Origin of the sequence: Agromyces sp. C10 (assembly GCF_023217995.1) — a bacterium.
Lineage (GTDB): Bacteria > Actinomycetota > Actinomycetes > Actinomycetales > Microbacteriaceae > Agromyces > Agromyces indicus.
The window spans coordinates 117,546-143,671 of the sequence record NZ_JALPSX010000010.1 but is presented as its reverse complement, the minus strand read 5'-3'; the positions used below and the strand labels follow the sequence as shown (position 1 = coordinate 143,671).

Here is a 26,126-nt window from a genome sequence, read left to right as displayed (position 1 = left end):
CACCCGCCGCACCCGATCCGCCAGCCGAGACGAAGGAGTCCGCGTGGCCGAGCAGCACCGCACCCGCACCGAGTACGACGCCGTCATCGTGGGAGCGGGCCTCGCCGGCCTGGTCGCCGCCGCCGAGCTCGTCGACGCCGGCCGGAACGTCGTCATCGTCGACCAGGAACCGGAGTCGAACCTCGGCGCGCAGGCCTGGTGGTCGTTCGGCGGGCTGTTCCTCATCGACTCCCCCGAGCAGCGACGGCTCGGCGTGCGCGACTCGCTCGAGCTCGCCCGCGAGGACTGGATCGGATCCGCCGCGTTCGATCGCCCCGAGGACGAGTGGGGCCGGCGGTGGGCTGACGCGTACCTCGACTTCGCCGCGGGCGAGAAGCGCGCGTGGCTCCGCGAGCGCGGGCTCCGGTTCTTCCCCGTGGTGGGGTGGGCCGAGCGCGGCGCGGGCGTCGCGGTCGGGCACGGCAACTCCGTGCCGCGCTTCCACATCACCTGGGGCACGGGACCCGGGGTCGTCGCGCCGTTCGCGGCGAAGGTGCGGGCCGGTGAGGCCGCCGGTCTCGTGACCTTCCGCTTCCGCCATCGGGTCGACGAGCTCCTCGTCGACGGCGGCGCGGTGGTCGGCGTGCGCGGCGCCACGCTCGCGCCGGACGACGGCCCGCGCGGCACCTCCACCAACCGCGACGTCGTGGGCGACTTCGAGTTCCGGGCGCCCGCCGTCGTGGTCGCCTCCGGCGGAATCGGCGGCAACCACGACCTGGTGCGCGCCGCCTGGCCGGAGCGGCTCGGCCGCCCGCCCGCGAACCTGCTGTCGGGCGTGCCGGCGCACGTGGACGGACGCATGCTCGCGATCACCGCGGCATCCGGCGCTCGGCTCGTCAACGGGGATCGGATGTGGCACTACACCGAGGGCATCGAGAACCACGATCCCGTCTGGCCACGCCACGGCATCCGGATCCTCCCGGGCCCCTCGTCGCTCTGGCTCGACGCCACCGGGCGCCGGCTGCCCCCGCCGTTGTTCCCCGGGTTCGACACGCTCGGGACGCTCGGCCACCTCGCGCGCGAGGGCCACGGCCACTCGTGGTTCGTCCTCACGCAGCGGATCATCGAGAAGGAGTTCGCACTGTCCGGCAGCGAGCAGAACCCCGACCTCACCGGCAGGGACCTGCGCCTCCTCGCCGAGCGGCTCGGGCCCGGCGCTCCCGGCCCGGTCGAGCGGTTCAAGGAGCGCGGCGCCGACTTCGTCGTGGCCGACTCGCTCGCCGAACTGCTCGACGGCATGCGCCGGCTCGACCCCGACGGGCTGCTCGACCCCGCCCGCGTCGAGCAGGAGGTCGTCGCGCGCGACCGCGAGGTCGATCACGAGTTCTCGAAGGACCTCCAGCTCACCGCCGTGCGCGGTGCGCGCCGGTACCGGGGCGACCGGCTGGTCCGCGTGGCCGCGCCGCACCGGATCCTCGACCCGGCCGCAGGACCGCTCATCGCCGTGAAGCTGCACATCCTCACCCGCAAGAGCCTCGGCGGCATCCAGACGGACCTGTCCTCGCGTGCGCTCGACGCCGACGGCGTCCCCGTGCCCGGCCTCTACGCCGCAGGCGAGGCCGCCGGCTTCGGCGGGGGCGGCATGCACGGCTACCGGGCGCTCGAGGGCACGTTCCTCGGCGGCTGCCTGTTCACCGGACGCGCCGCCGGACGTGCGATCGCCGCGGGCTGACCGTCACGGCCACCCGGCCACGAGCGCGGGCACCCGGACTAGGCCTTGAGCGTCCAGGCCTTCCGCCGGACGAGGACGTGACCGCGTCGCGAGCTGAGCCGGGTCCAGGGTCCGGTCTCGAACACCGAGATCGGGTCGTCGCCCAGGAACCCGAGGCTGAACGCCGCGAACGCGGCGCCGGCCGGCACGTACTCGAGCCCGTCGATGCCGCGACCCCACACCTCGGAGCGGACGCGCTGCACGAGCTGCTCGCCGGTGCCCTCGGGGATCGCCTTGGCGATCTCGTCGATGCCCGCACGGGCGGCGCGCTCGAGCGTCGCGGCATCCGTCTCGCCCAGGGGACGCCAGCCGCCCCGCGGCGGCGAGATGCCCGCCCATGTGACCGTGTTCACCTCGGGCGGCCGCGTCATGGTCACCGGTCGCGGATCGCCGCCGTCGTCGTCGCCGAGCTCGCCGCGCGCGCGCACGATGCGGTCGACGACCGACCGCATCGGCACCACGATGTCGAAGTCGTCGGTCTCGAAGAGCTGGAAGGTGCGCAGGCCCAGGACCGTCGGGCTCTCGTCGAGGATGCCGCGCGGATAGAGGATCGCCGTGTAGACGGCGAGGATGTCGTTGCCCGCGACCAGGCGCACCGCACCGTCCTCGACCCGCGACGCTCGCTGCAGGTAGGTGTGGAGGTCGCCGAGCGACAGACTGTCGGCGAGCGTGAGTTGCTGGACCATGGCCTGTCTAGACTACCGAGAGAGCGCCGCGGCCCCCGCCGCCGGGCGCCCGCCGGCGGGCGGTTCGGCGGCCGACCGACCCACACGGAGGAACGATGAACGGTCCCATCGACGGCCTGCTGAGCACCCTGCGCCTCACCGACACGGGCGCGCGCACCCACGAGGACATCTTCACGGGCCCCTCGCAGTGGATGCCGCTCGGCCGGGTCTTCGGCGGCCAGGTGCTCGCGCAGTCGATCACGGCGGCGACCCACACCGTGCCCGACGACCGGTCGATCCACTCCATGCACGGGTACTTCCTGCGCCCGGGCGACGTGCAGCACCCGATCACGTTCGCGGTCGATCGCATCCACGACGGCCGCTCGTTCTCGACGCGCCGCACGCAGGCCTTCCAGCACGGCGAGCCGATCCTCTCCCTCATCGCCTCCTTCCAGACGCACGACGACGGCCTCGAGCACCAGATGGAGATGCCCGACGACCTCCCCGACCCCGACGGGCTCCCCTCGACGGCCGACGTGCTCGGCCACCTCGAGCACGACGTGGCGCGCTACTGGTCGAGCGAGCGCGCCTTCGACGTCCGGCACATCCCCTCGCCCGTGTACCTGAAGGTCGACGGCGAGCGGATGCCGCGGCAGGCCGTCTGGATGAAGGCCTTCGGCCGGCTGCCCGACGATCCCCGCCAGCATCGCGCGGCTCTCGCCTACGCGAGCGACTACTCGATCCTCGAGCCCGTGCTGCGCGCCCACGGCATCGCCTGGGCGACGCCCGGACTCAAGGTGGCGAGCCTCGACCACGCGATGTGGTGGCATCGCGACGCGCGGGTCGACGACTGGCTGCTGTACACGATGGAGTCACCGTCCGCGAGCGGCGGGCGAGGGCTGTCCCTGGGCCGGATCTACACGCGCGACGGCGTGCTGGTCGCGAGCGTCGCCCAGGAGGGCATGGTCCGCGTCCCGGACCCCGCCGCGTTCGACTGACCCCCGACCCGCAGCCGGTTTGCTGGGCGAACGCCGGGTGATCCGGCCACGCGGCGGCCGGGTGTCGCAGAATGGCACCACCGCCGCGATCGCGGCCGACCGAGGGAGGCACCGGAATGGACGACGCTCGTGAACTCTCCCGCCGCACCGCCATCGCGCTCGGCGGCACCGGCGCCATCGGCGGGGCGTTGATCCTCGCCGGGTGCGCGGCCGCCGACGACGGGGCGAGCGGCGGCTCCGGCGGCGGTACGACGACCGCGCCCTCGACCGGGGCAGCGGATGCCGCGGGCGAGGAGGTCGCCGCCCTCGCCGACATCCCGGTCGGCGGCAGCATCGACGCGACGATCGGCGGCGAGCCGGTCCTGCTCGCCCAACCGACCGCCGGCGAGGTCGTGGCCTACAGCGCGATCTGCACCCACCAGGGCTGCGTGGTCGCTGCGGCGGGCTCGAAGTTCGAATGCCCGTGCCACGGGTCCATCTTCGACGCGGCGACGGGCGACGTGGAGGTCGGCCCGGCGCTCGAGCCCCTCGAATCCGTCGCCGTGACGGTCGAGGGCGATCGCGTCATCGCAGGCTGAGCGCCATGATCGACTACCAGGTCGCCGGCCTGCCGCTGCACGTGCTCGTGGTGCATGCGGTCGTGGTGGGCGTGCCGCTGCTCGCGGCGACGCTCGTGGTGCTTGCCGCCTGGCCGGCCGCCCGGCGCGTGCTGTGGCTGCCGACGCTGATCGGCGGGCTGGTCCTCCTGGGCGTCACGTTCCTCGCGGTCGAGGCGGGGAAGTGGCTCGAGGAGCGCGTGCCGCCCGCGCCGCTGATCGAGGCGCACACGGCGCAGGGTGAGGACATGATCCCGTGGACGATCGCGCTCGTCGTGGTCGCCGCGCTCATCGCCGCGCTCGCGATCGTGGAGCGCCGGCAGCGCCGCGCCGGGACCGACCCCGGCCCGCATGTCGCGGCGACGCGGAGCCCGGCCACGGCGGAGCGGCGTCGCTCTCCCGCGCGCGTGGCGATCGCGGTGCTCCTCGTGGTGGCCGCGGTGGGCGTCGGGGCCGGGGCGACGTGGACCGTCATCCGCATCGGCGAGTCCGGCAGCCGCGCGGTCTGGGAGGGTTCGTTCAGCGAGGAGCCGCTCGGGCGCTGATCAGCGTCGGCGGAACTCGATCGGCTCGCCGAGGTACGGTTCCCACGCCTCGCGCTCGGCGTCCGTCATCCGGCGCGGACGCTCGGTGGCCGCGTCGACGAGGACGATGGTCGTGACCGCGCGCGTGTACAGCGTGCGCGGCTCGACGCCGGCCGGCGAGTGCACCTCGTAGCAGACGTCGAGGCTCGCGCCGCCCATGTGGCCGATCCACAGCTCGATGTCGAGCGGCAGCCGCTGGTACGGGATCGGCGCGAGGTACTCGACCTCCTGCCGCGCGATGAGCGTGATCGTCGCCGACCCCGGGGTCGCGTCGAGCACGGCGGTGGAGGCGCCCACGGCATGCTCCGCCGTCCCGTCCTCGTTCACCCAGAACGCCTGGATGCGAGCCTCCTCGAGGAGGCTCAGCATCCTGGCGTTGTTGACGTGCCCGTACGCGTCGAGGTCGCTCCACCGCAGCGGAGTCGGCACGTGCAGGCGCACGTCAGTCCCTCGTGAGCTTGCGGTACGTGGAGCGGTGGGGCTTCGCGGCCTCGGGCCCGAGGCGCTCGACCTTGTTCGCCTCGTACGCCTCGAAGTTGCCCTCGAACCAGTACCAGTTCGCCGGGTCCTCGTCGGTGCCCTCGTAGGCGAGGATGTGCGTCGCGATGCGGTCGAGGAACCACCGGTCGTGCGTGATGACCACGGCGCAGCCCGGGAACTCGAGGAGCGCGTTCTCGAGGCTCGAGAGCGTCTCGACGTCGAGGTCGTTCGTGGGCTCGTCGAGCAGCAGCAGGTTGCCGCCCTGCTTCAGCGTCAGCGCGAGGTTCAGCCGGTTGCGCTCACCGCCCGAGAGGACGCCCGCGCGCTTCTGCTGGTCGGGTCCCTTGAACCCGAACGTCGACACGTACGCGCGGCTCGGGACCTCCGTCTTGCCGACCTGGATGTAGTCGAGCCCGTCGGAGACGACCTCCCACAGGGTCTTGTTCGGGTCGATCCCGCCACGCGACTGGTCGACGTAGGAGATCTGCACGGTCTCGCCGATCTTCAGGTCGCCGCCGTCGAGCGGCTCGAGACCCACGATCGTCTTGAAGAGCGTGGTCTTGCCGACGCCGTTCGGGCCGATGATGCCGACGATGCCGTTGCGCGGAAGGGAGAAGCTGAGCCCGTCGATGAGCATGCGGTCGCCGAAGCCCTTCTGGAGCTTCTTGGCCTCGAGGACCACGTCGCCGAGGCGCGGGCCCGGCGGGATCTGGATCTCCTCGAAGTCGAGCTTGCGCGTGCGCTCGGCCTCGGCCGCCATCTCCTCGTATCGTGCGAGACGGGCCTTCGACTTGGCCTGGCGGCCCTTCGCGTTCGAGCGGACCCACTCGAGCTCCTCCTTGAGGCGCTTCTGCAGCTTCTGGTCCTTCTTGCCCTGCACCTGCAGGCGCTCGGCCTTCTTCTCGAGGTAGGTCGAGTAGTTGCCCTCGTACGGGTACAGGCGACCGCGGTCGACCTCGCAGATCCACTCCGCGACGTGGTCGAGGAAGTACCGGTCGTGGGTCACGGCGAGCACGGCGCCGGGGTACTTGGCGAGGTGCTGCTCGAGCCAGAGCACGCTCTCGGCGTCGAGGTGGTTGGTGGGCTCGTCGAGCAGCAGCAGGTCGGGCTTCTGCAGCAGCAGCTTGCACAGCGCCACGCGGCGCTTCTCGCCGCCCGAGAGCACCGAGACGGGGGTGTCGCTCGGCGGGCATCGGAGTGCGTCCATCGCCTGCTCGAGCTGGGAGTCGAGGTCCCAGGCGTCGGCCGCGTCGATCTGCTCCTGCAGGGTGCCCATCTCGGCGAGCAGCGTGTCGAAGTCGGCGTCCGGGTTGGCCATCTCGGCCGAGATCTCGTTGAAGCGGTCGAGCTTCGCCTTGATCGGCCCGACGCCCTCCTGCACGTTCTCGAGCACGGTCTTCGACTCGTCGAGCTCCGGCTCCTGCATGAGGATGCCGACCGAGTAGCCGGGCGTGAGCCGTGCCTCGCCGTTCGAGGGCTGGTCGATGCCCGCCATGATCTTGAGGATCGTGGACTTGCCCGCGCCGTTCGGACCGACGACGCCGATCTTCGCGCCGGGGAGGAACGCCATCGTGACGTCGTCGAGAATGAGCTTGTCGCCGACCGCCTTGCGGGCGCGCACCATCGAGTAAATGTAATCCGCCATGTCGCCTACCAGTCTATGGGGCGCGTGTCGCCGATCAGGCAGCCGCCGGTGCCGAGCGCCGGCCGGACGGCGCTCTGGTAGCCGCCCGACTTCGGACCGTACTGCCCGATCAGGCAGTCGGGACCGAAGCCGACGGCGAACTGGATCGAGTCGACCGGTTCGCCGAGCGTGGTGGTGTCGTCGGTGACCTGCATCGCAGCGCGGTCGAACCCGGCCGCCACGAGCGCGTCGATGAAGGCGCGACCGCCGGCGCCGGGGTCGGCCGAGATCACCGCCCGGTTCACGGTGTCGAAGAACGTGAGGTTCTCCGCCGCCGACGACTCCGGCCGGAGCACGAGGTCGACGTTCTCGGGCGGCGCGATGGTGCTGGGCACGGGGCGCGGTGTCCGGGTCGGCTCGGCGGTGGCGACCGCGGCCGGTTCGGACGCCGTGCACCCGGTCAGGCCGAGCGCCGCCGCGCAGACGAGTCCGACGATGACCGCACCCGTCTTCCGCCGACCCATCGCACCCCTCGTCCGCCCGCCTCGATCGCAGAGCCGAGTCTATGTCGGTGGTTCGGAGATCGGCTGAAGGGGTCGCACGTCGGCGCGGCCGAGCGGCTGGGCCGGCCGGATCAGCCGGCCGCGCCCACCGCCGCGGTCTCCGGCTCCTCGAGGACGCCGTCCTCCGCGGCGTCGTCAGCGACGGACGCCGTCGACCGACCCTCGACGTCCGGTTCGGACCGAGGGACGACCCGGTCTTCCGTGCTGTCGGGCCAGCCCGGAGTCGCCCCCGGACGGGCCCACGCATCGGCGGGCGTCGACGGCGACGTCTCCTGGGCCGCCGGCGATGCGGCCTCCGCGGACCGTCCGGCCGCCGTCCGAGTCACCGTCGTGCGGCCCCACGACAGGTCGTGCCCGATGGATTCCGCATCGATCTCGACCGCGGTGCCGGTCTTCTCGCCCGTCTCCCACGGCCGCACGCGCAGCCGGCCATGGACGATCACGCGGTCGCCCTTCGAGACCGAGGCGGCGGCGTTGACGGCGAGCTGGCGGAACGCGCCCACCGAGTACCAGTTGGTCTCGCCGTCGGCCCATTCGCCCTTGGCCCGGTCGAAGTACCGGCGGGTGGAGGCCAGCCGGAAGTTGGTGATCGCCAGCCCGGCGTCGGTGACGTTGTGTCGCGGATCGTTGCCCACGAACCCGGTCACGGTGACGAGGTCGGTCATGTCGGTGCTCCTTGCGGTCGACGCCGCCGCGGATCGGCGGCTCGCGGCATCCGGGGCCCTCGTGCCGGAACGACCCCGGATGCCGCTGACGACAGCGTGCCGCGCGCGGCGCGGCATCCATCGGTCGTCGTGGCGAAGGGTGCAGATGCGGCGCGGGTACGCGGCTGGGGAGGAGCGGTCAGGCGACGATGTAGTCGGCGTACGAGCGCCGGATCTTGTTCACCTTCGGCAGCGCGACGGCCAGGCAGTAACCCTGCCCGGGGTTCTTGGCGAAGAAGTCCTGGTGGTACTCCTCCGCACGGAAGAACTCCCCGAGCGGTTCGATCGTGGTCACGATGTCACCGGGCCACCAGTCGGCGGCGCGGTCGCGCGCCTGCTCGAACAGCGCGCGCTGCTCGTCGTCCTGGAAGAACATCGCGGAGCGGTACTGCGTGCCGACATCCGCCCCCTGCCGGTTCAGCTGCGTGGGGTCGTGCAGGGTGAAGAACACATCGAGGATCACCTCGCGCGGGATGACGTCGGGGTCGAACTCGACGCGCACCGCCTCGGCGTGTCCCGTGGCGCCCGTGCAGACCAGTTCGTACGAGGGGTTCGGCAGGGAACCGCCGGTGTACCCGGAGACGACGTCGTCCACGCCGCGAAGCGTGCGGTACACGGCATCGAGGCACCAGAAGCAGCCGCCGGCCAGAACGAAGCTTTCCATCGCCATAGGCTAACCGCATGACCTTCGTCGCCGCCGCGGACCGCTACGACCGCATGACCTACAACCGGATCGGCCGCAGTGGGCTGAAGCTCCCCGCCCTGTCGCTCGGCCTCTGGCACAACTTCGGCCACGACCGTCCGCTCGACACCCAGCGGGCCATCGTGCGGCGGGCGTTCGACCTCGGCATCACCCACTTCGACCTGGCGAACAACTACGGGCCGCCCGCCGGCAGCGCCGAGGAGAACTTCGGCCGACTGCTCGCCACCGACCTCAAGCCCTACCGCGATGAACTCATCGTCTCGTCGAAGGCCGGCTACCTCATGTGGGACGGCCCCTACGGCGAGTGGGGGTCCCGCAAGTACCTGCTGGCCTCGCTCGACCAGAGCCTCGACCGGCTCGGCCTCGACTACGTCGACGTCTTCTACTCGCACCGGCCCGACCCCGAGACGCCGATCGAGGAGACCATGGGCGCCCTCGCCCACGCGGTGCGACAGGGCAAGGCCCTCTACGCCGGCATCTCGAACTACTCCCCCGAGCAGACCCGCGCCGCGGCCGCGGCGCTCGCCGCCGAGGGCGTGCCGCTCACGATCCACCAGCCCCGCTACTCGATGTTCGACCGCACCATCGAGGACGGGCTGTTCCCCGCGCTCGACGAGGTCGGCGCCTCGGCGATCGTCTTCTCGCCGCTCGCGCAGGGCCTGCTCACCGACCGCTACCTCGGCGGCGACGTCCCCGCGGGTTCTCGGGCGGCCACGAGCCACTTCCTGCCGGCCGAGCGCATCAGCGAGGACTACCTCGCACGGGCGAGGGCCCTGAACGAGGTCGCCGCCGCACGGGGCCAGTCGCTCGCGCAGCTGGCGCTCTCGTGGGTGCTGCGCGTGCCGCAGGTGGCCAGCGCGCTCATCGGCGCCTCGAGCGTCGCCCAGCTCGAGCAGAACGTGGCGGCGCTCGACGCCGCGCCGCTCACCGACGAGGAGATCGCGGCGATCGAGCCGCACGCCGCGCACGGCACCGTGCTCGGCTGAGATGGGCTACGTCTACGCGCTGTCGGCGGCGCTGCTGTTCGGCCTGAACGGCAGCGTCACGCGCGTGATCGTCGACGCGGGGATCGACCCGGCGCAGCTCACGTTCATCCGCGTGCTGTCGGTCTGCCTCATCGCCGGCGCGTGGCTCGCGCTCACCGATCGCGGCGCGTTCCGGATCACGCGCCGGCAGGTCGCGGTCATGGCCGTACTGGGCGTGGCCGGCGTCGCGCTCCTGCAGTGGACGTACGCGATGGCGATCAAGCTGCTCCCGGTGGGCATCGCGCTGCTCCTCGAGTACCTCGCGGTGCTCGCGGTCGCGGTCATCGCCCGCGTCTTCTTCGGCGAACGCGTGAAGGGTCGGCTCTGGGTGGCGATCGCGCTCGTCCTCGCGGGCCTCGCGCTCGTCGCGCGGCCCGGCGGCGCGGACCTCGACCCGGTCGGCGTGCTGTTCGGCCTCGCCGCGGCCGCGACGCTCACCGTGTACTTCCTCGTCGGCGAGCGGCAGGTGGCCGCGACCTCGCCGATGGCGGTCGCCTTCTGGTCGATGGGCTTCGCGACCCTGTTCTGGGCGATGTTCAGCGGATGGTGGCGGCTCGATCCGGCGCTCCTCGCCGCGACGACCTCGCTCGACGGCGCGCTCGAGGCGGTGTCGGTGCCGTTGTGGCTCGTGGTCGCGTGGAACGCGGTCCTCGGCTCGTTCGCCCCGTTCCTGCTGTCGTTCCTCGCCCTGCGGCGGCTCAGCGCGACCGCGGTGGGCATCGTCGCGTCATCCGAGGTGGTGTTCGCCTTCGCGTTCGCCTGGGTGTGGCTCGGGCAGGCGCTCGACCCGTTCCAGCTCGCCGGTGCGAGCGTCGTCCTGGTCGCCATCATCCTCGCGCAGACGGCGCGACCGGATGCCGCGATGGACGCCGACCTCGCGAGCCAGCGCCTCGCGGCGTCGATGCCGGACGACGAGCCGGAAACCGGCGCAGCGGCGCACGCAGCCGGCGCACGAGGTGCCGGCTCCCCCTCCGATGCACGCTGAGGCACGCCGCCCAGCCTGCCGCCCGTCGAGCACCGCCGGGGCTAGCCTGCGCTCATGCAGTGGTGGAATGACTTCGTCGCCTGGCTCCTCTCGGACGCCGCCCGTCCGTGGCTGTTCACGGCCGCGGTGCTCTTCGCCTCGGTCGTCGCGGCCGGTCTCCTGTCGGCCTGGATCGCCCGGCGCGCCGTTCGCGGACTCGTGCGCCAGCGCGACCGGGAACTGCGCAACGCCGCGGTCGCCGCCCTCATCGACGCCGCCACCGAGGCCTCGGTCTGGAACTCGCTGACCCCGCAGGAGCAGGTGCTCTCGGACCGGGCAGTCGGGCAGGCCGACATCCAGGTGCGCCTCCTGCCCATCCGCGGCGCCGACGTGGCCGCCGACTGGGCCTCCCACCAGCTGCACGAACTCAAGCGCGCCTCGGCGACGTTCGGATACCAGCTCGACCCGGCCGTGGTCGAGTTCCGGGAACGCCTCCTCGAATGGCAGCGGCACCCCTCGCGCACCCGCCGAGACTTCCGGAACGACCTGGAGCGCTGGCGAGCCCAGCGGAGCGACCCCGCCCAGGCGGTCATCGCCGAGCAGGACTCCTGGGTCGCCGAGCAGCACCACGAGCGCTACGTGCCGTCGCCGCTCATCGACCAGCCGATCGCACCCGCGGCCTACGACGACGCCGCGGATGCCGACACCGGCCCCGCGCCGCTCACCTCGTCGACCGCGAGCGAGTCGAGCGTCGAGGAGTCGGACGCCCGCCGCTGACGGACCGGCTCGTCAGGCCTCCTGCCACCACGCGTCGAACGGCGTGACCGGCTCGGTGCGCTTGTGCCGCGTCTGGAGGAACCGCGCCTCGATGAGCTCGGCGACCGCAGCGTCGACCTCGCCGCCCTCGAGGAACTCGTCGATGTCGGCGTAGCGGATACCGAGGTTCGCCTCGTCGGACTGGCCCGGGTCGTGGTCGAGCAGGTCGGCCGTGGGCACCTTCGTGTACAGGCGCTCGGGAGCGCCGAGTTCCTGCATGAGTGCCCGGCCCTGGCGCTTGGTGAGACCCGACAGCGGGAGCAGGTCGGCTCCGCCGTCGCCGAACTTCGTGAAGAACCCGGTCACGGCCTCGGCGGCGTGATCGGTGCCGACCACGAGCAGGCCGCCCTCCCCCGCCACCGCATACTGCGCGATCATGCGCATGCGCGCCTTCACGTTGCCCTTGCCGAAGTCGCTGATGGGCACGCCGAGTGCGTCGGCGTAGTCGGCGGCGAGTCCGTCGACGCCGCCCCGGATGTTGAAGTCGACGACCTCGGCGGGCCGGATGAACTCGAGCGCCAGCCGCGCGTCATCCTCATCGTGCTGTACGCCGTAGGGCAGGCGCACCGCCACGAACCGGGCGGGACGCCCCTCGGCGGCGAGCTCGTCGACGGCGATCTGGCACAGGCGACCGGCGAGGCTCGAGTCCTGGCCGCCGCTGATGCCGAGGACGAGGCCCTTCGCCCGGGATGCGGTGAGGTACCGCTTGAGGAACTCGACCCGCCGACGCACCTGGTCGGCCGGGTCGATCACGGGCTCGACATGCAGTTCTTCGATGATCCGGGCCTGGAGGTCGCGCATGCCACGACCCTACGACACGCGTGCGACGAACGGATGACGCGGCGCTGGGAACCGGCCGCGAGCGTCCGGTTCCCGATAGCATTCGTGCACGCGACGAAGGGGGCTCCGCGTGGAGGTCGACCTGTCCACCCTCGTGCTGGTTCCGGCCATCGCCGCCGTGGCACCGCTCGCCACGCGCGCGGTGGGGCGGTGGATCGCGGTCCCGCTCGTCGTCTTCGAGATCCTGCTCGGGCTGGTCCTCGGACCGTCCGTCCTCGGGTGGGTGCAGGAGGACGACTTCATCGCGCTCTTCGCGGACTTCGGCCTGGCGATGCTGTTCTACCTCGCCGGCCGCGAGATCGACTTCCGCGCCATCCGCGGCACGCCGATCGTGCGGGCGGGCGTCGGCTGGCTGGTGTCGATCGCGTCGGGCATCGCGCTCGGCTTCCTGGTGGACCCGGGCGCGGGCGCCGTCTTCGTCGGCGTGGCGCTCGCGTCGACCGCGCTCGGGGCGCTCCTGCCGATCCTGCGCGATTCCGGCGTCCTCCGGACGCCCTTCGGCGTGTCGATCCTCGCCATCGGCGCCGTCGGCGAGTTCGGCCCGCTCCTGGCCATCTCGCTGTTCCTCAGCGGCCGCTCGCCGCTGCACTCGGCGCTCGTGCTCTTGGCCTTCGCGGTGATCGCGGGCGTGCTCATGTTCTTCGCGGCCCGCGGCGACGGCGCCCGGCTGCACCGGGCGATCGAGGCGAGCCTCCACACGAGCGGCCAGTTCGTCGTGCGCCTCGTGATGTTCGTCCTCCTCGCGCTGGTCGCCCTCTCGATCTTCCTCGGGATCGACATGCTGCTCGGTGCGTTCGCCGCCGGCGTGCTCGGCAAGCTGCTGCTCCAGGGCGCGCCGGCCCGCGAGGCCGAGGTCACCGAGGCGAAGATCGAGGCGGTCGGGTTCGGGCTCCTGGTCCCGGTCTTCTTCATCAACACCGGCATCACCTTCGACCTCGCGGCGCTCGTCTCCGATGTCCGGACACTGCTGCTGCTCCCCCTCTTCACGGTCCTGCTGCTCGTGACGCGCGGGCTGCCGGCCGCCATGCTGGCGCCGCCGGGATCGACGGTCCGGGAGCGGGTGTCGACGGGCTTCTTCGCCGCCACTGGCCTGCCGATCATCGTCGCTGTGACCGCGCTGGGGGTGGATGCCGGTGATCTCGACTCCGGCATGGCCGCGGCGCTCGTCGGCGCGGGACTGCTGTCGGTGCTGCTCTACCCGCTCATCGCACTGACGGTGCGGACGGGGAATCCGCGGCGCCCTCGGCAGGAATCGAACCTGCGACCAAGAGATTAGAAGGCTCCTGCTCTATCCGCTGAGCTACGAGGGCCGATCGCCACCACGATACCGCAGGCCGCCGCCGCGACCCGGGGGTCCCGGCCGCTCGACCGGTCCGCGGGCCGGGCGGGCCCTGTCGGGGCGCGCCAGTAGACTCGCCGCATGGCATCCTCGAGCGACCGACTGGTCTGGATCGACTGCGAGATGACCGGGCTCGACCTCGAGGTCGACGAGCTCGTCGAGATCGCGGTGGTCATCACCGACTACGACCTGAACCCCGTCGACGCAGGACTCGACATCGTGATCAGGCCCGATGCGAGTGCCCTCGAGGGCATGGGCGACTTCGTCCGCGCCATGCACACCGACTCGGGGCTGATCGAGGAGATCCCCAACGGGGTGTCGGTGGCCGAGGCGGAGTACGAGGTCCTCGAGTACGTCCTGAAGCACATCCCCGATGAGCAGAAGGCCCCGCTGGCGGGCAACTCGATCGGCACCGACCGGGCGTTCATCGCCAAGTTCATGCCGCGCCTCGACGCGCACCTGCACTACCGCAACGTCGATGTCTCCTCGATCAAGGAACTCGCCAAGCGCTGGTACCCGCGGGCCTACTTCAATGCCCCGGCCAAGGACGGCGGACACCGCGCCCTGGCCGACATCCTCGAGTCCATCCGCGAGCTGCAGTACTACCGTCGGGCCGTCTTCGTCGCCGACCCCGGACCGTCCAGCCAGGAGCTGCAGGCCATCGCGGCCGACGTCGTCGCCGAGTCGACGTCGCCGACCCCGGTCGGCGCCCCGTCGGCGGCCGACGTGTCATCGAGCACGCCCGACGTGGTGTAATCTCGTATGGTTGCAACCGCGGCACGCGGTCGCACATGGTGGGTATAGCTCAGTCGGTAGAGCGCCTGGTTGTGGTCCAGGAGGTCGCGGGTTCAAGCCCCGTTACTCACCCCAAGTACCTCCCGAACGGAGTCGCCGTGCACCTCGACGCCGAGGCCTTCGAGCGGCTCGTCGTCGACGAGCTCGACCGCCTGCCCGACGACATGGTCGACGGACTCGACAACGTCGTGTTCGTGGTCGAGGACCGGCCGGAGGACGGCTCCCTCGACCTGCTGGGCCTGTACGAGGGCACGGCACTGACCGAGCGCGACCGTTACGGCTTCGGCGAGATGCCCGACCGCATCGTGCTGTACCGCGAAGCGCTCCTCGCGGTCGCCGATGACGAGGAGCAGCTCCGCGACGAGATCCACGTCACCCTCGTGCACGAGATCGCCCATTTCTACGGCATCGACGACGACCGGCTGCACGAGCTGGGCTGGGCCTGAGCGGGCCCGCGTTAGCCTGAATCGCATGAGCCTCTCCCCCGCTCGCGGCGTCGGCATCGCCCTCGGCACGCTCGCGATCCTGGCGGTCGGCGTCTACGCGCCCGCCATGCTCCTCGGCCCGCTCCCCGACGTCGAGATCCGCACGGCGCCGTCCCAGCCGGCCCTGCCCGAGACGACTCCCGTGGCGCTGCTCGACGCCGGCGCGTCGGCCGTCGCGCTCGTCGCCGACGACGGTCAGGCGGAACTCGTCGCGACCTCGGGCGATGAGGGGGCGGCGCCGATCGGCGGCGCGGCGAAGCTCGTGACCGTGCTGGCGACGCTCGATGCACTGCCGATCGAGGAGGGCGAGCGCGGGCCCGCCATCCGGATCGGTCCCGAGGACTACACCGACTACCTGCGGTACTCGGCCGAGGGCTCCCGCGCGCTCGCCGTGTCGCCGGGCGAGACGTGGAGCCAGCGGGACGTGGTCCGGGCCGTCCTGCTCGCTTCGAGCAACAACCACGCCGACACGCTCGCGCGTTGGGCGTTCGGCAACCTCGACAACTACGTGACCGAGGCGAACGGATGGCTCGAGGAGCAGGGGTTCGAGACGCTCCGCGTCGCCGATGCGACCGGCCTGTCCGGCGACAACGTGGGTTCCGCTGCGGAACTCACGCGGCTGGCCGCCCTGACCCTCGCGCAACCCACGCTCGGCCCGCTCCTGAGCGGCGACGGCGCGTCGACCACGACGGATCGGCGCGTTCCCGACGTGGTGGCGCACCTGGGCGGCGAGGGCATCCGGTCGATCAGCCGCAGCTACACCGACCAGGCGCTGTTGTCGTTCGTGTTCACGAGCGAGCTCGACGGCGAGACGTCGCGGCGGATGGTCGGCGCGATGACCGGGGTCGACTCCTACGAGACCCTCGATCCGGCCGTGCTCGCCGCCGTGGGGGGGATGCGGGCCGCGTCCACGCCGATCGAGGTCATCGCGCAGGGCGCATCGTACGGCGAGGCGGTGGCGGCGTGGGGTGATCGGGCCGACCTGGTGGCCGTGGCCGGCCGGACCGACGCCGCGTGGGGTGCCGTGCCCGAGTCCGCGTCGGTCGAGGTGACGCCGTTCGCGACCGCGCCGGCCGGGCGCGAGGTCGGCTCGGTGACCGTCCGGATCGGCGACCGCGACCTGAGCTCGGTGCTCGAGCTGGACGAGCCCATCTCCGACCCGGGTCCGCTCTGGCGGCTGCTCAACCCCGGCGTGATCGTCGGGGCGTTCCTCGCCGACTGATCGGGTTCGGCGTCAGTCGTTCTCGTCGTCGTGCTCGACCGGGTCCGAGTCGTCGGCGTCGAAGCGGAAGCGGACGCGGATCTGCCCGTTCACCTCGCGCTGGTCGACGGCGTCGTACCAGAACAGCGACTCCAGGCCGTCGACCGCGGCGACCATGCCGACGCGCCGCTCCGGCTCGCCGTGCACGAGCGATCGCTGCTCGAAGTCGCCCTCGAGGGGCCCGTCGATGAACTCCGCCACGTAGGTCGCGGCCGCTGCGTCTGCCATGCCCCCACCGTAGTCGCCGAGGAGCGTCCGGTCACCCCGGCGCGCGCGTGGACGGGTGCCTCGGCGCTCAGGGGGCCAGGCGCACGGTCACGTGGGCGCCCTGCGCCGCGCGATGCCCCGTCCGGCCCACGTGGCGGCGCCAGTCCGCCTCCCAGGCGTCCCAGTGGGCGTCGAATGCGCCGAGGTCGCGGTCGAGCGCTCGGCGCCGCCGCGTCGGGTACGGCGCGGCGAGCCAGACCCGGACGGCGCCGCTGCGGTCACCGCCGGCCGCGAACGCCCCGCACCCCTCGATGATGAGTGGGGCGTCCGGCCGGATCCGCAGGTCGACGCCGGGCCGGTCCTCGAGCCAGTCCCAGCGGTGCACCACGCCGGCGGCTCCCCGCGCGTGCGGGGCCAGGAGGGAACGGCCGAGCTCGAGGGCGCCTCGATGGAGCCCGCGCCATCCGGGGATCGCCTCGTCGACCCGCACCACGCGCGGCGGGCGGCCGGGCAAGGCTCGCGCGAGCGCGGCCGCGAACGTCGTCTTGCCGGCGCCGCTCGGACCGTCGACGAGCACGAGCGGATGCCGCGTCCCGGCCGTGGCGCGCCGCACCGCCTCGACGCCCGGGCGGAGCGACATCGGCCCCGCGACCCTCACGTCCATACCGGGTGGAAGGCACCCGCCCAGATCGAGCCGGCGATCGCGATGGCCGCGATGGTCGCGGCGATGCCGACGAGCAGGACGTCACGCGCGCCGACGCGCGACGGGCGCGCCCACGTGCGGGGACGGTCGGCGCCGAAGCCGCGGGCCTCCATGGCCGTGGCGAGCTTGGACCCCCGACGGATGGCGAGGACGAGCAGGGCGAACGCCATGGTGGCCGCGCGGCGGACGGCCCCGTGGTCGCCGATGCCGCGGGCGCGCCGCGAGAGCGCCATCGCCCGCCAGTCGTCGATGAACAGGCCGACCAGCCGGGTCGCGGCGAGCGCGCCGAGCACGAACCGCGCCGGCAGCCGCCAGACCTGCGCGAGCCCATCGGCGAGGTCGGTCGGGTCGACGCGGAGGAACAGGAGCGCGGCGGGCAGGCCGATCGCCAGGACGCGGACCGACACGGCGATCGCCAGCTCGATGGATCCGTCGGTGATGCGGGCGAGCCAGAACTCCCAGTAGACCGTTCCCGTGGGTCGTCCGTACAGCAGCATGCTGACTCCCGCCACGGGCGCCGCGAGCAGGATCGGCCACGTGCGCCGCAGGAGCACGGCCGGCGTGACGCCGGCGGCGGCGAACAGCACGATCTCGATGAGGAGCGCGATCGCCGCGCTCACCCAGTCCACCGTCACGAGCAGCGGCGTGGTGAGCACCATCGCCGCGGCGAGGCGCGTCGCCGGGTTGGTCCGGTCGATGAACCGCAGCCTGGGCACTGGCCGGGCGGGTGCCGCCTCGAGCGCGCTCATCGCCGGCTCCCGACGGGCTGCCGCGCCGGCAGCAGGTCGACGCGGTGCGTGCCGAGCGCGGCCCGGAACGCGGCGTCGTGGGTGACCGACAGGAGCGTGGTGCCGCCCTCGACCAGCTCGTGCAGCAGCCGGACCAGTTCGACCCAACCCAACCGGTCCTGCCCGAAGGTGGGCTCGTCGAGGATGATGACGTCCGGCCGCGTGGCGAGCACCGCGCCCACCGAGAGCCGCCGTGCCTCGCCGCCGGAGAGCGTGAACGGATTGGCCGCCGCGAGATGGTCGAGGCGGAGCCGCTGCATGACCTCGTCGACGCGCGCCCGGGCCTCCGCGTCCGGCAGCCCCAGCGCGCGGAGCCCCACGGCGAGCTCGTCGCGCACGGTCGCCGCGACGAACTGGTGCTCGGGCTCCTGGAAGACCGTGCCGATGCGGGTCAGGAGGTCGCGTGAGCGCCAGCGCACCGGCGCCTCGCCCAGGCCGCGCGCGAGCGGGGGCGCGGCGGTGACGGTTCCCCCGCGCGGCGCGAGGAGGCCGCCCATCGTCAGCGCGAGCGTCGACTTGCCGACCCCGTTCGGTCCGGTGAGGACCGTCGAGGAGCCCGCGGGCAGGCCGAACCGGAGTCCGGTGTGGAGCACCGGCGTGCGCGGGCGGCCGATGGCCAGCTCGTCCGCGGAGAGGATCGGGGCCGTGGCACCGGCCGCGGCATCCGTCGCCTCGGGTACCTCGAGGGGGATGCCGGGGACCCACACGCCCGCCGCCGCGAGCTCGGCCCCCCGCGCCTCGAGGACCTCACCGGGGTCGCCGTCCGCGATCATCCGCCCCTCGCGGTCGAGCACGACCACGCGATCGATCAGGCCGAGCCAGACCTCGACGCGGTGCTCCACGACGACGAGCGTGGCTCCCGTGCGGTCGAGGACGCGGCCGACCGCCTCGCGCACCTCCGCGACGCCCTGCGGGTCGAGGTTCGCGGTGGGCTCGTCGAGCAGCAGCAGGCCCGGGCGCATCGCGAGGGCGCCGGCCAGCGCCAGCCGCTGCTTCTGCCCCCCGGACAGCCGCGACGTCGGGTGGTCGAGCGGGAGCTCGAGCCCGACCGCCTCGAGCGCGTCCGCCACGCGCCGCCAGATCTCGTCGCGCGGAACGCCGAGGTTCTCGCACCCGAACGCGACGTCGTCGCCGACGCGGGCGAGGATCACCTGGGAATCGGGATCCTGCAGCACGAGCCCCGCCCGGCCGCGTGCGTCGGGTGCCGGACGCCCGTCGACGCGCAGCTCGCCCCACTGCTCGCCCTCGTCGTCGCCGCCGAGGACGCCCGCCAGCGCGTGCAGCAGGGTCGACTTGCCCGAGCCGGACGGTCCCAGGAGCAGCACGCGCTCGCCCGGATGGATCCGGAGGTCGAATCCGTCGAGCGCCGGTCGACGGCGGCCCGCGTGGCGCCAGCCCCACCCGGCGGCATCCACCCGGGCAGGACCGACGGCATCAGCGTGGTGCACGCGTCAGACCCGTCCCGTGACGTCCCGTCCGGCGCCGAACCGGTTGAGTGCCCCGGTTGCGGCGAGCGCGCGGACGACGAGCCAGCCGAGGAGGCCGGCGAGGAGCGCGCCGGAGACGACGAGCGTGCCGAGGTACAGGGCCAGGAACTCCGCGGACTTCTGGAGGTTGCCGGAGGTGAACAGCTCGAGCACCCAGGCTCCGACGCCCGCTGCGGCGCCGGCGAGCATCGCGGTGACCACGCCGAACCGGCGGTACCCGACGGCGAGGAAGACGAGCTCGGCGCCGAGTCCCTGCGCGAGACCGGAGTAGAGCGTCTCGATGCCCCACTGGTTGCCGATGAGCGCCGAGACCATGGCCGCGAGCAGTTCGACGTAGAGCGCCGCGCCGGGCTTGCGGATGATGAGCCCGCCGAGCACGCCGCCGATGAGCCAGATGCCGACGGCGATGCCGCCGAGCCCCGGCGTGAGCGCGTCGGCGGCGCTGAACCACGCATACCCGACGTTGTTCCAGATGAGGAAGACCAGGCCGGTCGCGACGCCGATGACGCTCGCGACGACGATGTCGACCACCCGCCAGCGGGTCCGGCGGCCGTTGCCGCCCGTGATGCCGTTCGCCCGGCCGTCCGCTGCGGTGTTCGCGCGGTCGTCGGCCTCGGTTCCGATGGATGTCTCGTGCACTGTCGTGCCCTTTCGTCTCGTGGAAAGCGGCACGGGAGATGAGAATCTCTGCCCTCCCTGCGCTGGCATGACCCAGATCAGGTTCGACGGTCGAAGGTTGAGAACCTTCCTCTCAGCCCGGCTCACCGGACTCCCGTGTTCGACCACGAGTATACGCCGCGCCGCCCGAGGCGAGCACGGCGCGGGCGCCGACGGCGCCTACCGCTTCAGTGCGCGAATGATGATCTTCAGCGCCTTGCCCGTCGCCGCGACGAGCGGGATGGCGACGATGAGCAGCCCGAGCACGTTCGGCTCGAACCGGACGTCGCCGCCGCGACTGATGTAGGCGCCGAGCGGCACGGACCAGCCGCCGCCACCGCCGCCCGAGCCCTCGCCCTGCTCGTCGTCCTTCCCGGCACCGCCGCCGAAGCCGTACGCGCCCAGCGCGACGGGCACGATCTCGGTGCCGCCCACCTGGACCTTGTCGGCGTACGAGGTGCGGACGCCGACGCCGGCGACCTTGTCTGCGAGTTCCAGCACGAAATCAGCCATGCGGTCACGCTACCCGGGCCCGGTCGGCGTCGAAAGGCCTTGACGGATGCCGCGCGGCGGGGGCGTCACGAGAACGTGCGCGCTCCGGGCGGCAGCGGTTCGTCGGGGCGATCCGTCTCCTCCCGCTCCCATCCGGCTCCGGCCGTGGGGAGCGGCCCGGGCGCATCGCGTCGCACCAGGGCGGCGGGCCGCACCGCACCGCGACCGAACCTCCGCGTGACCTCGTCGATGGTGCGCTCCGCGTCGCGCCACTCCTCGTCGGGATCCCACAGCGGCGCTCCGCCGCCCGCCGGGCGCAGGTGCTCGGCCCGGACGCCGATGAGGCGCACGCGGCGCCCGTCGCCCACCAGGTCGGCGAGCGGCACGAGCGCCTCCTCGTAGATCCGCCGCGCGACATCCGTCGGCTCGGCGAGGGTGCGCGACCGGGTGACGGTCGTGAAGTCGCCGTAGCGCAACTTGAGGGTCACCGTGCGGGCGACCATCTCGGCGCGTCGGAGGCGCACGCCGACGTCGGTCGCGAGGCGCAGCAGCTCGCGGGCGATCTCGTCGCGGTCGACCAGGTCGTGGTGGAAGGTCGTCTCGTGCCCGATGCTCTTCTCGACGCGCCGGGTCTCGACGTCGCGCGGGTCGACCCCGTTCGCCAGCCGGGTGAGGCGGGCGGCGAGCGCCGGACCCACGGCGCGCTCGAGGGCGTCGACGGGCATCTCGGCCACGTCGCCCACCGTGCGCAGGCCGAGCTTGAGGAGGGACTGCTCGGTCACGCGACCCACGCCCCACAGCGCGGAGACGGGAAGGGGGTGCAGGAACGCGGTCGTCTCGGCGGCGGGCACGACGAGCATCCCGTCGGGCTTGGCGCGACTGGACGCGACCTTCGCGACGTACTTGCTCGCGGCGACGCCCACCGAGCAGGTGAGGCCCGTCTCGTCGCGCACGCGCCGGCGGATGGTCCAGGCGATCTCGGCCGGCGTGCCGTGGAGACGCCGCGCGCCCGACACGTCGAGGAACGCCTCGTCGATCGACAGCGGCTCGACGAGCGGCGTGAGCTCGCGGAAGATCGTCATGACCCGCTCGGAGTACTCGGCGTACCGGGCGTAGTCGCCGCGCAGCACGACCGCGTTCGGGCAGCGCTGCAGGGCCACCGACATCGGCATCGCGGAGTTCACGCCGTACCGCCGCGCCTCGTAGCTCGCGGCCGCGACCACCCCGCGGCCCGCCGTGCCGCCGACGAGCACCGGTCGGCCGCGCAGCTCCGGTCGGCGGAGCAGTTCGACGGACACGAAGAACGCGTCCATGTCGACGTGCAGGATCGGCGTCGCCGAGTCGTCGACGGGCCCGGTGGTGACCTGCCGCGACGAGCCGTCCTGCTTGCTCATGCTGCGACCCTAGCGCCCGCCGCCGACGCGCCCGCGACGGTGATCAGAAGCCGAAGTCCCCGCCGAAGTCGCCGCCGCCGAAGTCGCCACCGCCGAACCCGCCCCAGTCGCCGCCCGCGTCGGCCGAGCCGACGTCGCCGCCGTCGCCCGCTCCGGCGTCACCGGCACCGGGGTCCCCCTCGGCGCCCGCCTGATCGAACGACGGGTCGGGCAGGAACGCCTGGGCGATCGCCGACCCGACGACGAAGCCCGCGATGGTGCCGAGCATCGACGCGCCGAGCATCGAGCCGAAGGACGGACCGCGAGCGCCCTGTCCGCCGGGCGAGGAGCCCGCGAAGGCCCGCTCCACCGTGCCCGGCGATCGGAGCTCCGCCCGGGTCGCCGCCCGTGCAAGGGCCGACGGCTCGTCGGAGACCACGCGCTCACCGGGCGGCGCGCTGTCGGCGAGCGCCCGGTAGACCTCCTGCCGCTGCTCCGGGGTCAGCTTCGCGAACGCCTCGGCGTGCACGGCCTCGATCGACTCGGGCGGGGCGGTCCGCAGCAGGTACCGGTAGCGCTCGATCGCCAGCTCGTCCTCGCTCGGCCGAGGCCGCTGCGGGGCCGAGGCGGCGTGCCCGTACGGCGCCTGCGGCACCGCGGGGGCGGGTCGGGCGGCACGGTCGTCGCCGCCGCCGAAGAGCCGGTCCAGGAAGCCCATCGTGTCCTCACTCTCGTCGTCTCCCGACGATAGGCCGGGAGCCCATGATCCTGCTGTGAGGCGGCCGCGCCCGCCCCGTGAGACGACGGATGCCGCGGCGGGACGCGTCCGCGCCGCGGCATCCGTCGTCGACCGGAAGGCCCTAGCCCTCGCCGCCGCTCGCGCGCTCGAGCACGAGCTCGCGGACGCGCGCGGCATCCGCCTTGCCCTGCATCGCCTTCATGACCGCGCCGATCACCGCGCCCGCGGCCTGCACCTTGCCGTCGCGGATCTTCGCGAGCACGTCCGGCTGCGCCGCGAGCGCCTGGTCGATCGCGGCCACGAGCGCCCCGTCGTCGGAGACCACCGCGAGGCCCCGGGCGTCGACGATCTCGCGCGGCGACCCCTCGCCCGCGATGACGCCCTCGAGCACCTGGCGGGCGAGTCGGTCGGTCAGGACGCCCTCGTCGACGAGTGCCGCGAGCTCGGCGACCTGGGCCGGCTCGGCGAGCGCGGCCGGGTCCTCGCCGCGGGCGTTCGCGATGCGCGTGAGCTCGCCGGTCCACCACTTGCGGGCCGCTGCCGGCGTGGCGCCCGCCGCCACGGTCGCGGCGACCTCGGCGAGGAGCCCGGCGTTCACGACGCCCTGGAAGTCGAGGTCGGTGAAGCCCCACTCGGCCTTGAGGCGACGACGACGCGCGGCGGGCGGCTCCGGCAGCGCGGCGCGCAGCTCCTCGATCAGGGTGGGCTCGGGCACCACCGGGAGCAGGTCGGGCTCGGGGAAGTAGCGGTAGTCGTCGGCGTCGGACTTCGGACGGCCGGGGCTCGTCGTGCCCGTGTCCTCGTGCCAGTGGCGGGTCTCCTGCGTGATCGTGCCGCCGTCGGCGAGGATCGCCGCCTGCCGCTGGATCTCGTAGCGGACCGCGCGCTCGATCGAGCGCATCGAGTTCACGTTCTTCGTCTCGGTGCGCGTGCCGAACTGCTCCTGGCCGCGCGGACGCAGCGACACGTTCGCGTCGCAGCGCAGGTTGCCGCGCTCCATCCGGGCCTCGGAGACGCCGAGCGCGAGCACGATGTCGCGGATCGTGGCGACGTACGCGCGCGCCAGCGCGGGAGCATCCGCCCCCGCCCCCACGATCGGCTTCGTGACGATCTCGACGAGCGGAACGCCCGCGCGGTTGTAGTCGACGAGCGAGTACTCGGCGCCCTGGATGCGGCCGGTGGCGCCGCCGACGTGCGTGAGCTTGCCGGCGTCCTCCTCCATGTGGGCGCGCTCGATGGCGACCTGGAAGACCCGGCCGTTCTCGAGCTCGACCTCGACGGACCCCTCGTAGGCGATCGGCTCGTCGTACTGGGAGATCTGGTAGTTCTTCGCGAGGTCGGGGTAGAAGTAGTTCTTCCGGGCGAACCGGCTCGACTCGGCGATCGAGCAGCCGAGCGCGAGACCCAGCGAGATCGAGTACCGCACGGCCGTGCCGTTCACGACCGGGAGGGAGCCGGGCAGGCCGAGGTCGACCGGCGCGACGAGCGTGTTCGGCTCGGCGCCGTGGAACTCGGCGTGCGCCGGGTTCGGCGCGGGCGAGAACATCTTCGTCTTCGTGTTGAGCTCGACGTGCACCTCGAGCCCGATGACCGGCTCGAAGCGCTCCAGGGCCTCGTCGAAGTCCATCAGTGCTGCGCGCGCCATCAGACCACGCCCTCCTCGGTCGCCATGAGTTCGTGGGTGGACAGGTCGGGTGCCTGTGCCAGGATCGGGCCGCCCCAGCGGTCGACCAGGAGCGCCTCGAGCGCGCCGCCGACGTTGTAGAGGCGGGCGTCCTCGCGCGCGGGCGCGAGGAACTGGATGCCGACCGGGAGGCCGTCCTCCGGGGCGAGGCCCGCGGGCACGGAGATGCCGGGCACGCCCGCGAGGTTCGCCGGAATCGTCGCCACGTCGTTCAGGTACATGGCCAGCGGGTCGTCGAGCTTCTCGCCGAGCTTGAACGCGGTGGTCGGCGCGGTCGGCGTGGCGAGCACGTCGACCTTCGCGAACGCGGCGTCGAAGTCGCGCTGCACCAGGGTGCGCACCTTCTGGGCGCTGCCGTAGTACGCGTCGTAGTACCCGGCCGACAGGGCGTAGGTGCCGAGGATGATGCGGCGCTTCACCTCGGGGCCGAACCCGGCCTCGCGCGTCGCGGACATGACCTGCTCGACCGTGCCGCCGCCCTCTGGCGTGACCCGCAGGCCGAAGCGCACCGAGTCGAACTTGGCGAGGTTCGACGAGGCCTCCGCCGGGAGGATCAGGTAGTACGCGGCGATCGAGTACTCGAAGTTCGGCGCGCTCACCTCGACGATCTCGGCGCCGTGCCGCTCGAGGAGGTCGAGCGCCTCGTGGAAGCGCTGGCGGACGCCCGCCTGGAACCCGTCGGAGTCGAGCTCCTTCACCACGCCGATGCGCAGGCCCGAGACATCCGCTCGCCTGACCGCCTCGGCCATCGAGGGCCACGGGTCGGGGATCGACGTGGCGTCGTGCGGGTCGAAGCCGGCGATCACGTCGTGCAGCAGCGCCGAGTCGAGCACGGTGCGGCTGACGGGCCCGATCTGGTCGAGCGACGACGCGAGGGCGATCGAGCCGTAGCGGCTGACGCCGCCGTACGTCGGCTTGACCCCGACCGTGCCGGTGACGTGCGCGGGCTGGCGGATCGAGCCGCCGGTGTCGCTGCCGAGTGCGAGCGGCGCCTCGAACGCGGCGACGGATGCCGCGGACCCGCCGCCCGATCCGCCGGGGATGCGGTCGAGGTCCCACGGGTTGTGCGTCGCGCCGTACGCCGAGTGCTCGGTCGACGAGCCCATCGCGAACTCGTCCATGTTGGTCTTGCCGAGCGGCACCATGCCCGCGTCGCGGACCTTGCGGACCGGGGTGGCGTCGTAGGGCGGCACCCAGCCCTCGAGGATGCGCGACCCCGAGGTGGTCGGCATGCCCTTGGTCACGAGCACGTCCTTGATCGCGATCGGCACGCCCGCGAGCGGGCCGAGCTCCTCGCCGATGTGCCGGCGACGGTCGATCTCGGCGGCGGTGTCGAGCGCGCGCTCGGCGTCGACGTGGAGGAACGCGTGGACGGCGCCGTCGACGGCGGCGATGCGGTCGAGGTGGGCCCGGGTCGCCTCGACGGAGGTGACCTCGCGGGCCGCGAGGCGCTCGCCGAGCTCGGCCGCGCTCAGGCGGATCAGGTCGCTCACTGCTCCTCCCCCAGGATCGCCGAGACCACGAAGCGCGAGCCGTCGTGCTCGGGAGCACCCTCGAGGGCCTCGTCGACGGTGAGCACGTCGCCCACCTCGTCGACCCGGAGCGGCGTGTGCAGCGGGATCGGGTGGCTGGTCGGCGGCACGTCGGGCGTGGCGACCTCGCTCACCTTCTCGACCGCCTGCATGATCTGGCCGAGCTCGGCGGTGAGGTGGTCGATCTCTTCGTCGGTGAGCGCGATGCGTGCGAGGTTCGCGAGGTGCGCGACCTGCTCGGCGCTGATTTCAGACATGCTGCTCCGTCGTGT

Annotated in this window: 29 protein-coding genes, 2 tRNA genes and 1 riboswitch; of the genes, 12 read left to right on the top strand and 19 right to left on the bottom strand. The window is 72.9% G+C overall.

All coding sequences use genetic code 11. The annotated features are described in order from the left end of the window. Window positions 1-43: 43 nt before the first annotated feature. Window positions 44-1,711, top strand: coding sequence for an FAD-binding dehydrogenase (locus M1L56_RS12715; RefSeq protein ID WP_248599513.1), 1,668 nt, complete (start codon window positions 44-46; stop codon window positions 1,709-1,711). Between the two features lie 38 nt (window positions 1,712-1,749). Here M1L56_RS12715 and M1L56_RS12710 read toward each other — a convergent pair whose 3' ends face one another. Beyond that, a complete protein-coding gene (locus M1L56_RS12710) occupies window positions 1,750-2,436 on the bottom strand; it encodes a hypothetical protein (RefSeq protein ID WP_067950419.1) in 687 nt (228 codons plus the stop codon). 95 nt (window positions 2,437-2,531) lie between these two features. On the opposite strand from M1L56_RS12710, the gene M1L56_RS12705 reads away from it, so the two are divergent. The 3 genes from M1L56_RS12705 (at window position 2,532) to M1L56_RS12695 (ending at window position 4,554) form a co-directional block, all read left to right on the top strand. Continuing rightward, window positions 2,532-3,413, top strand: a complete 882-nt coding sequence (locus tag M1L56_RS12705; RefSeq protein WP_067950421.1) for an acyl-CoA thioesterase II — start codon at window positions 2,532-2,534, stop codon at window positions 3,411-3,413. A 116-nt stretch (window positions 3,414-3,529) separates the two neighbouring features. Continuing rightward, the gene (locus M1L56_RS12700; protein WP_248599512.1) at window positions 3,530-3,991 is read left to right on the top strand and encodes a ubiquinol-cytochrome c reductase iron-sulfur subunit; all 462 of its coding nucleotides are present in this window, start codon (window positions 3,530-3,532) and stop codon (window positions 3,989-3,991) included. Between the two features lie 5 nt (window positions 3,992-3,996). Continuing rightward, window positions 3,997-4,554: a hypothetical protein gene (locus M1L56_RS12695; protein ID WP_248599511.1), complete on the top strand. Its 558-nt coding sequence runs from the start codon at window positions 3,997-3,999 to the stop codon at window positions 4,552-4,554. Here M1L56_RS12695 and M1L56_RS12690 read toward each other — a convergent pair whose 3' ends face one another. The 5 genes from M1L56_RS12690 to msrA all read right to left on the bottom strand — a co-directional run bounded on the left by M1L56_RS12690 (window position 4,555) and on the right by msrA (window position 8,628). Further along, on the bottom strand, window positions 4,555-5,034 hold the full coding sequence (locus tag M1L56_RS12690) for a thioesterase family protein (protein ID WP_248599510.1): 480 nt from the start codon (window positions 5,032-5,034) through the stop codon (window positions 4,555-4,557). It abuts the gene before it with no gap. Between the two features lies 1 nt (window position 5,035). Then, complete coding sequence (gene ettA / locus M1L56_RS12685) at window positions 5,036-6,718, bottom strand: energy-dependent translational throttle protein EttA (protein ID WP_067950429.1); 1,683 nt, start codon at window positions 6,716-6,718, stop codon at window positions 5,036-5,038. Between the two features lie 5 nt (window positions 6,719-6,723). Further along, entirely contained in the window at window positions 6,724-7,221 is a 498-nt protein-coding gene (locus tag M1L56_RS12680; RefSeq protein ID WP_248599509.1) for a hypothetical protein, read from the bottom strand. A 110-nt stretch (window positions 7,222-7,331) separates the two neighbouring features. After that, a complete protein-coding gene (locus M1L56_RS12675) occupies window positions 7,332-7,925 on the bottom strand; it encodes a single-stranded DNA-binding protein (protein ID WP_248599508.1) in 594 nt (197 codons plus the stop codon). A gap of 178 nt (window positions 7,926-8,103) precedes the next feature. Continuing rightward, window positions 8,104-8,628: a peptide-methionine (S)-S-oxide reductase MsrA gene (gene msrA, locus M1L56_RS12670; protein ID WP_248599507.1), complete on the bottom strand. Its 525-nt coding sequence runs from the start codon at window positions 8,626-8,628 to the stop codon at window positions 8,104-8,106. 17 nt (window positions 8,629-8,645) lie between these two features. Here msrA and M1L56_RS12665 point away from each other — a divergent pair, with 17 nt between their 5' ends. Genes M1L56_RS12665 through M1L56_RS12655 form a run of 3 tightly spaced genes read left to right on the top strand, consistent with a single transcriptional unit; the run spans window position 8,646 to window position 11,433 of the window. Beyond that, on the top strand, window positions 8,646-9,653 hold the full coding sequence (locus M1L56_RS12665) for an aldo/keto reductase (protein WP_248599506.1): 1,008 nt from the start codon (window positions 8,646-8,648) through the stop codon (window positions 9,651-9,653). Between the two features lies 1 nt (window position 9,654). Continuing rightward, window positions 9,655-10,677, top strand: a complete 1,023-nt coding sequence (locus tag M1L56_RS12660) for a DMT family transporter (protein WP_067950438.1) — start codon at window positions 9,655-9,657, stop codon at window positions 10,675-10,677. 54 nt (window positions 10,678-10,731) lie between these two features. Beyond that, complete coding sequence (locus M1L56_RS12655; protein ID WP_067950440.1) at window positions 10,732-11,433, top strand: hypothetical protein; 702 nt, start codon at window positions 10,732-10,734, stop codon at window positions 11,431-11,433. Between the two features lie 12 nt (window positions 11,434-11,445). Here the strand turns inward: M1L56_RS12655 and nadE are convergent, their stop codons facing one another. Then, the gene (gene nadE, locus M1L56_RS12650) at window positions 11,446-12,273 is read right to left on the bottom strand and encodes an ammonia-dependent NAD(+) synthetase (protein WP_248599505.1); all 828 of its coding nucleotides are present in this window, start codon (window positions 12,271-12,273) and stop codon (window positions 11,446-11,448) included. 109 nt (window positions 12,274-12,382) lie between these two features. On the opposite strand from nadE, the gene M1L56_RS12645 reads away from it, so the two are divergent. Then, entirely contained in the window at window positions 12,383-13,588 is a 1,206-nt protein-coding gene (locus tag M1L56_RS12645; RefSeq protein ID WP_308198875.1) for a cation:proton antiporter, read from the top strand. On the opposite strand, the gene M1L56_RS12640 is transcribed toward M1L56_RS12645, so the two are convergent. Continuing rightward, window positions 13,550-13,622: transfer RNA gene (locus tag M1L56_RS12640), tRNA-Arg, on the bottom strand. The genes M1L56_RS12645 and M1L56_RS12640 overlap by 39 nt on opposite strands. Window positions 13,623-13,732: 110 nt before the next feature. On the opposite strand from M1L56_RS12640, the gene orn reads away from it, so the two are divergent. The 4 genes from orn (at window position 13,733) to M1L56_RS12620 (ending at window position 16,153) form a co-directional block, all read left to right on the top strand. Next, the gene (gene orn, locus M1L56_RS12635; protein ID WP_248599504.1) at window positions 13,733-14,407 is read left to right on the top strand and encodes an oligoribonuclease; all 675 of its coding nucleotides are present in this window, start codon (window positions 13,733-13,735) and stop codon (window positions 14,405-14,407) included. Between the two features lie 38 nt (window positions 14,408-14,445). Continuing rightward, window positions 14,446-14,521, top strand: a tRNA-His gene (locus M1L56_RS12630). A gap of 23 nt (window positions 14,522-14,544) precedes the next feature. Then, on the top strand, window positions 14,545-14,892 hold the full coding sequence (locus M1L56_RS12625) for a metallopeptidase family protein (protein WP_067950446.1): 348 nt from the start codon (window positions 14,545-14,547) through the stop codon (window positions 14,890-14,892). 25 nt (window positions 14,893-14,917) lie between these two features. Continuing rightward, window positions 14,918-16,153, top strand: a complete 1,236-nt coding sequence (locus M1L56_RS12620) for a hypothetical protein (protein WP_248599503.1) — start codon at window positions 14,918-14,920, stop codon at window positions 16,151-16,153. Window positions 16,154-16,165: 12 nt separating this feature from the next. Here M1L56_RS12620 and M1L56_RS12615 read toward each other — a convergent pair whose 3' ends face one another. The 11 genes from M1L56_RS12615 to gatC form a co-directional block, all read right to left on the bottom strand. Next, window positions 16,166-16,420, bottom strand: a complete 255-nt coding sequence (locus M1L56_RS12615; RefSeq protein WP_067950449.1) for a hypothetical protein — start codon at window positions 16,418-16,420, stop codon at window positions 16,166-16,168. A gap of 67 nt (window positions 16,421-16,487) precedes the next feature. Then, complete coding sequence (locus M1L56_RS12610) at window positions 16,488-17,039, bottom strand: hypothetical protein (protein WP_248599502.1); 552 nt, start codon at window positions 17,037-17,039, stop codon at window positions 16,488-16,490. A 14-nt stretch (window positions 17,040-17,053) separates the two neighbouring features. Beyond that, the gene (locus M1L56_RS12605) at window positions 17,054-17,851 is read right to left on the bottom strand and encodes an energy-coupling factor transporter transmembrane protein EcfT (RefSeq protein WP_248599501.1); all 798 of its coding nucleotides are present in this window, start codon (window positions 17,849-17,851) and stop codon (window positions 17,054-17,056) included. Continuing rightward, window positions 17,848-19,338, bottom strand: a complete 1,491-nt coding sequence (locus M1L56_RS12600) for an ATP-binding cassette domain-containing protein (RefSeq protein WP_248599500.1) — start codon at window positions 19,336-19,338, stop codon at window positions 17,848-17,850. The genes M1L56_RS12605 and M1L56_RS12600 overlap by 4 nt, the downstream gene beginning before the upstream one ends. Window positions 19,339-19,341: 3 nt before the next feature. Further along, window positions 19,342-20,016, bottom strand: a complete 675-nt coding sequence (locus M1L56_RS12595; protein ID WP_308198872.1) for an ECF transporter S component — start codon at window positions 20,014-20,016, stop codon at window positions 19,342-19,344. A 36-nt stretch (window positions 20,017-20,052) separates the two neighbouring features. Next, window positions 20,053-20,163, bottom strand: a riboswitch (TPP riboswitch). Window positions 20,164-20,214: 51 nt separating this feature from the next. After that, a complete protein-coding gene (locus M1L56_RS12590; protein ID WP_248599499.1) occupies window positions 20,215-20,547 on the bottom strand; it encodes a hypothetical protein in 333 nt (110 codons plus the stop codon). Window positions 20,548-20,612: 65 nt separating this feature from the next. Beyond that, entirely contained in the window at window positions 20,613-21,920 is a 1,308-nt protein-coding gene (locus tag M1L56_RS12585) for a DNA polymerase IV (RefSeq protein WP_082847328.1), read from the bottom strand. Between the two features lie 43 nt (window positions 21,921-21,963). After that, entirely contained in the window at window positions 21,964-22,617 is a 654-nt protein-coding gene (locus M1L56_RS12580) for a hypothetical protein (RefSeq protein WP_067950459.1), read from the bottom strand. A 142-nt stretch (window positions 22,618-22,759) separates the two neighbouring features. After that, window positions 22,760-24,283, bottom strand: a complete 1,524-nt coding sequence (gene gatB / locus M1L56_RS12575) for an Asp-tRNA(Asn)/Glu-tRNA(Gln) amidotransferase subunit GatB (RefSeq protein WP_248599498.1) — start codon at window positions 24,281-24,283, stop codon at window positions 22,760-22,762. Next, window positions 24,283-25,815, bottom strand: a complete 1,533-nt coding sequence (gene gatA / locus M1L56_RS12570; protein WP_248599497.1) for an Asp-tRNA(Asn)/Glu-tRNA(Gln) amidotransferase subunit GatA — start codon at window positions 25,813-25,815, stop codon at window positions 24,283-24,285. The genes gatB and gatA overlap by 1 nt, the downstream gene beginning before the upstream one ends. After that, the gene (gene gatC, locus M1L56_RS12565; RefSeq protein ID WP_067950466.1) at window positions 25,812-26,111 is read right to left on the bottom strand and encodes an Asp-tRNA(Asn)/Glu-tRNA(Gln) amidotransferase subunit GatC; all 300 of its coding nucleotides are present in this window, start codon (window positions 26,109-26,111) and stop codon (window positions 25,812-25,814) included. The genes gatA and gatC overlap by 4 nt, the downstream gene beginning before the upstream one ends. Between the last annotated feature and the right edge of the window lie 15 nt (window positions 26,112-26,126).

What these genes read in the sequence shown, in the direction of transcription:
- M1L56_RS12580 (WP_067950459.1), bottom strand. Translation starts at nt 22,617, where the DNA reads ATGGGCTTCCTGGACCGGCTCTTCGGCGGCGGCGACGACCGTGCCGCC.
- M1L56_RS12660 (WP_067950438.1), top strand. Translation starts at nt 9,655, where the DNA reads ATGGGCTACGTCTACGCGCTGTCGGCGGCGCTGCTGTTCGGCCTGAAC.
- M1L56_RS12605 (WP_248599501.1), bottom strand. Translation starts at nt 17,851, where the DNA reads ATGAGCGCGCTCGAGGCGGCACCCGCCCGGCCAGTGCCCAGGCTGCGG.
- gatB (WP_248599498.1), bottom strand. Translation starts at nt 24,283, where the DNA reads ATGGCGCGCGCAGCACTGATGGACTTCGACGAGGCCCTGGAGCGCTTC.
- msrA (WP_248599507.1), bottom strand. Translation starts at nt 8,628, where the DNA reads ATGGAAAGCTTCGTTCTGGCCGGCGGCTGCTTCTGGTGCCTCGATGCC.
- M1L56_RS12680 (WP_248599509.1), bottom strand. Translation starts at nt 7,221, where the DNA reads ATGGGTCGGCGGAAGACGGGTGCGGTCATCGTCGGACTCGTCTGCGCG.
- M1L56_RS12665 (WP_248599506.1), top strand. Translation starts at nt 8,646, where the DNA reads ATGACCTTCGTCGCCGCCGCGGACCGCTACGACCGCATGACCTACAAC.
- M1L56_RS12615 (WP_067950449.1), bottom strand. Translation starts at nt 16,420, where the DNA reads ATGGCAGACGCAGCGGCCGCGACCTACGTGGCGGAGTTCATCGACGGG.
- gatC (WP_067950466.1), bottom strand. Translation starts at nt 26,111, where the DNA reads ATGTCTGAAATCAGCGCCGAGCAGGTCGCGCACCTCGCGAACCTCGCA.
- M1L56_RS12675 (WP_248599508.1), bottom strand. Translation starts at nt 7,925, where the DNA reads ATGACCGACCTCGTCACCGTGACCGGGTTCGTGGGCAACGATCCGCGA.
- M1L56_RS12655 (WP_067950440.1), top strand. Translation starts at nt 10,732, where the DNA reads ATGCAGTGGTGGAATGACTTCGTCGCCTGGCTCCTCTCGGACGCCGCC.
- M1L56_RS12710 (WP_067950419.1), bottom strand. Translation starts at nt 2,436, where the DNA reads ATGGTCCAGCAACTCACGCTCGCCGACAGTCTGTCGCTCGGCGACCTC.
- M1L56_RS12700 (WP_248599512.1), top strand. Translation starts at nt 3,530, where the DNA reads ATGGACGACGCTCGTGAACTCTCCCGCCGCACCGCCATCGCGCTCGGC.
- ettA (WP_067950429.1), bottom strand. Translation starts at nt 6,718, where the DNA reads ATGGCGGATTACATTTACTCGATGGTGCGCGCCCGCAAGGCGGTCGGC.
- M1L56_RS12585 (WP_082847328.1), bottom strand. Translation starts at nt 21,920, where the DNA reads ATGAGCAAGCAGGACGGCTCGTCGCGGCAGGTCACCACCGGGCCCGTC.
- M1L56_RS12695 (WP_248599511.1), top strand. Translation starts at nt 3,997, where the DNA reads ATGATCGACTACCAGGTCGCCGGCCTGCCGCTGCACGTGCTCGTGGTG.
- M1L56_RS12705 (WP_067950421.1), top strand. Translation starts at nt 2,532, where the DNA reads ATGAACGGTCCCATCGACGGCCTGCTGAGCACCCTGCGCCTCACCGAC.
- M1L56_RS12590 (WP_248599499.1), bottom strand. Translation starts at nt 20,547, where the DNA reads ATGGCTGATTTCGTGCTGGAACTCGCAGACAAGGTCGCCGGCGTCGGC.
- M1L56_RS12620 (WP_248599503.1), top strand. Translation starts at nt 14,918, where the DNA reads ATGAGCCTCTCCCCCGCTCGCGGCGTCGGCATCGCCCTCGGCACGCTC.
- orn (WP_248599504.1), top strand. Translation starts at nt 13,733, where the DNA reads ATGGCATCCTCGAGCGACCGACTGGTCTGGATCGACTGCGAGATGACC.
- M1L56_RS12610 (WP_248599502.1), bottom strand. Translation starts at nt 17,039, where the DNA reads ATGTCGCTCCGCCCGGGCGTCGAGGCGGTGCGGCGCGCCACGGCCGGG.
- nadE (WP_248599505.1), bottom strand. Translation starts at nt 12,273, where the DNA reads ATGCGCGACCTCCAGGCCCGGATCATCGAAGAACTGCATGTCGAGCCC.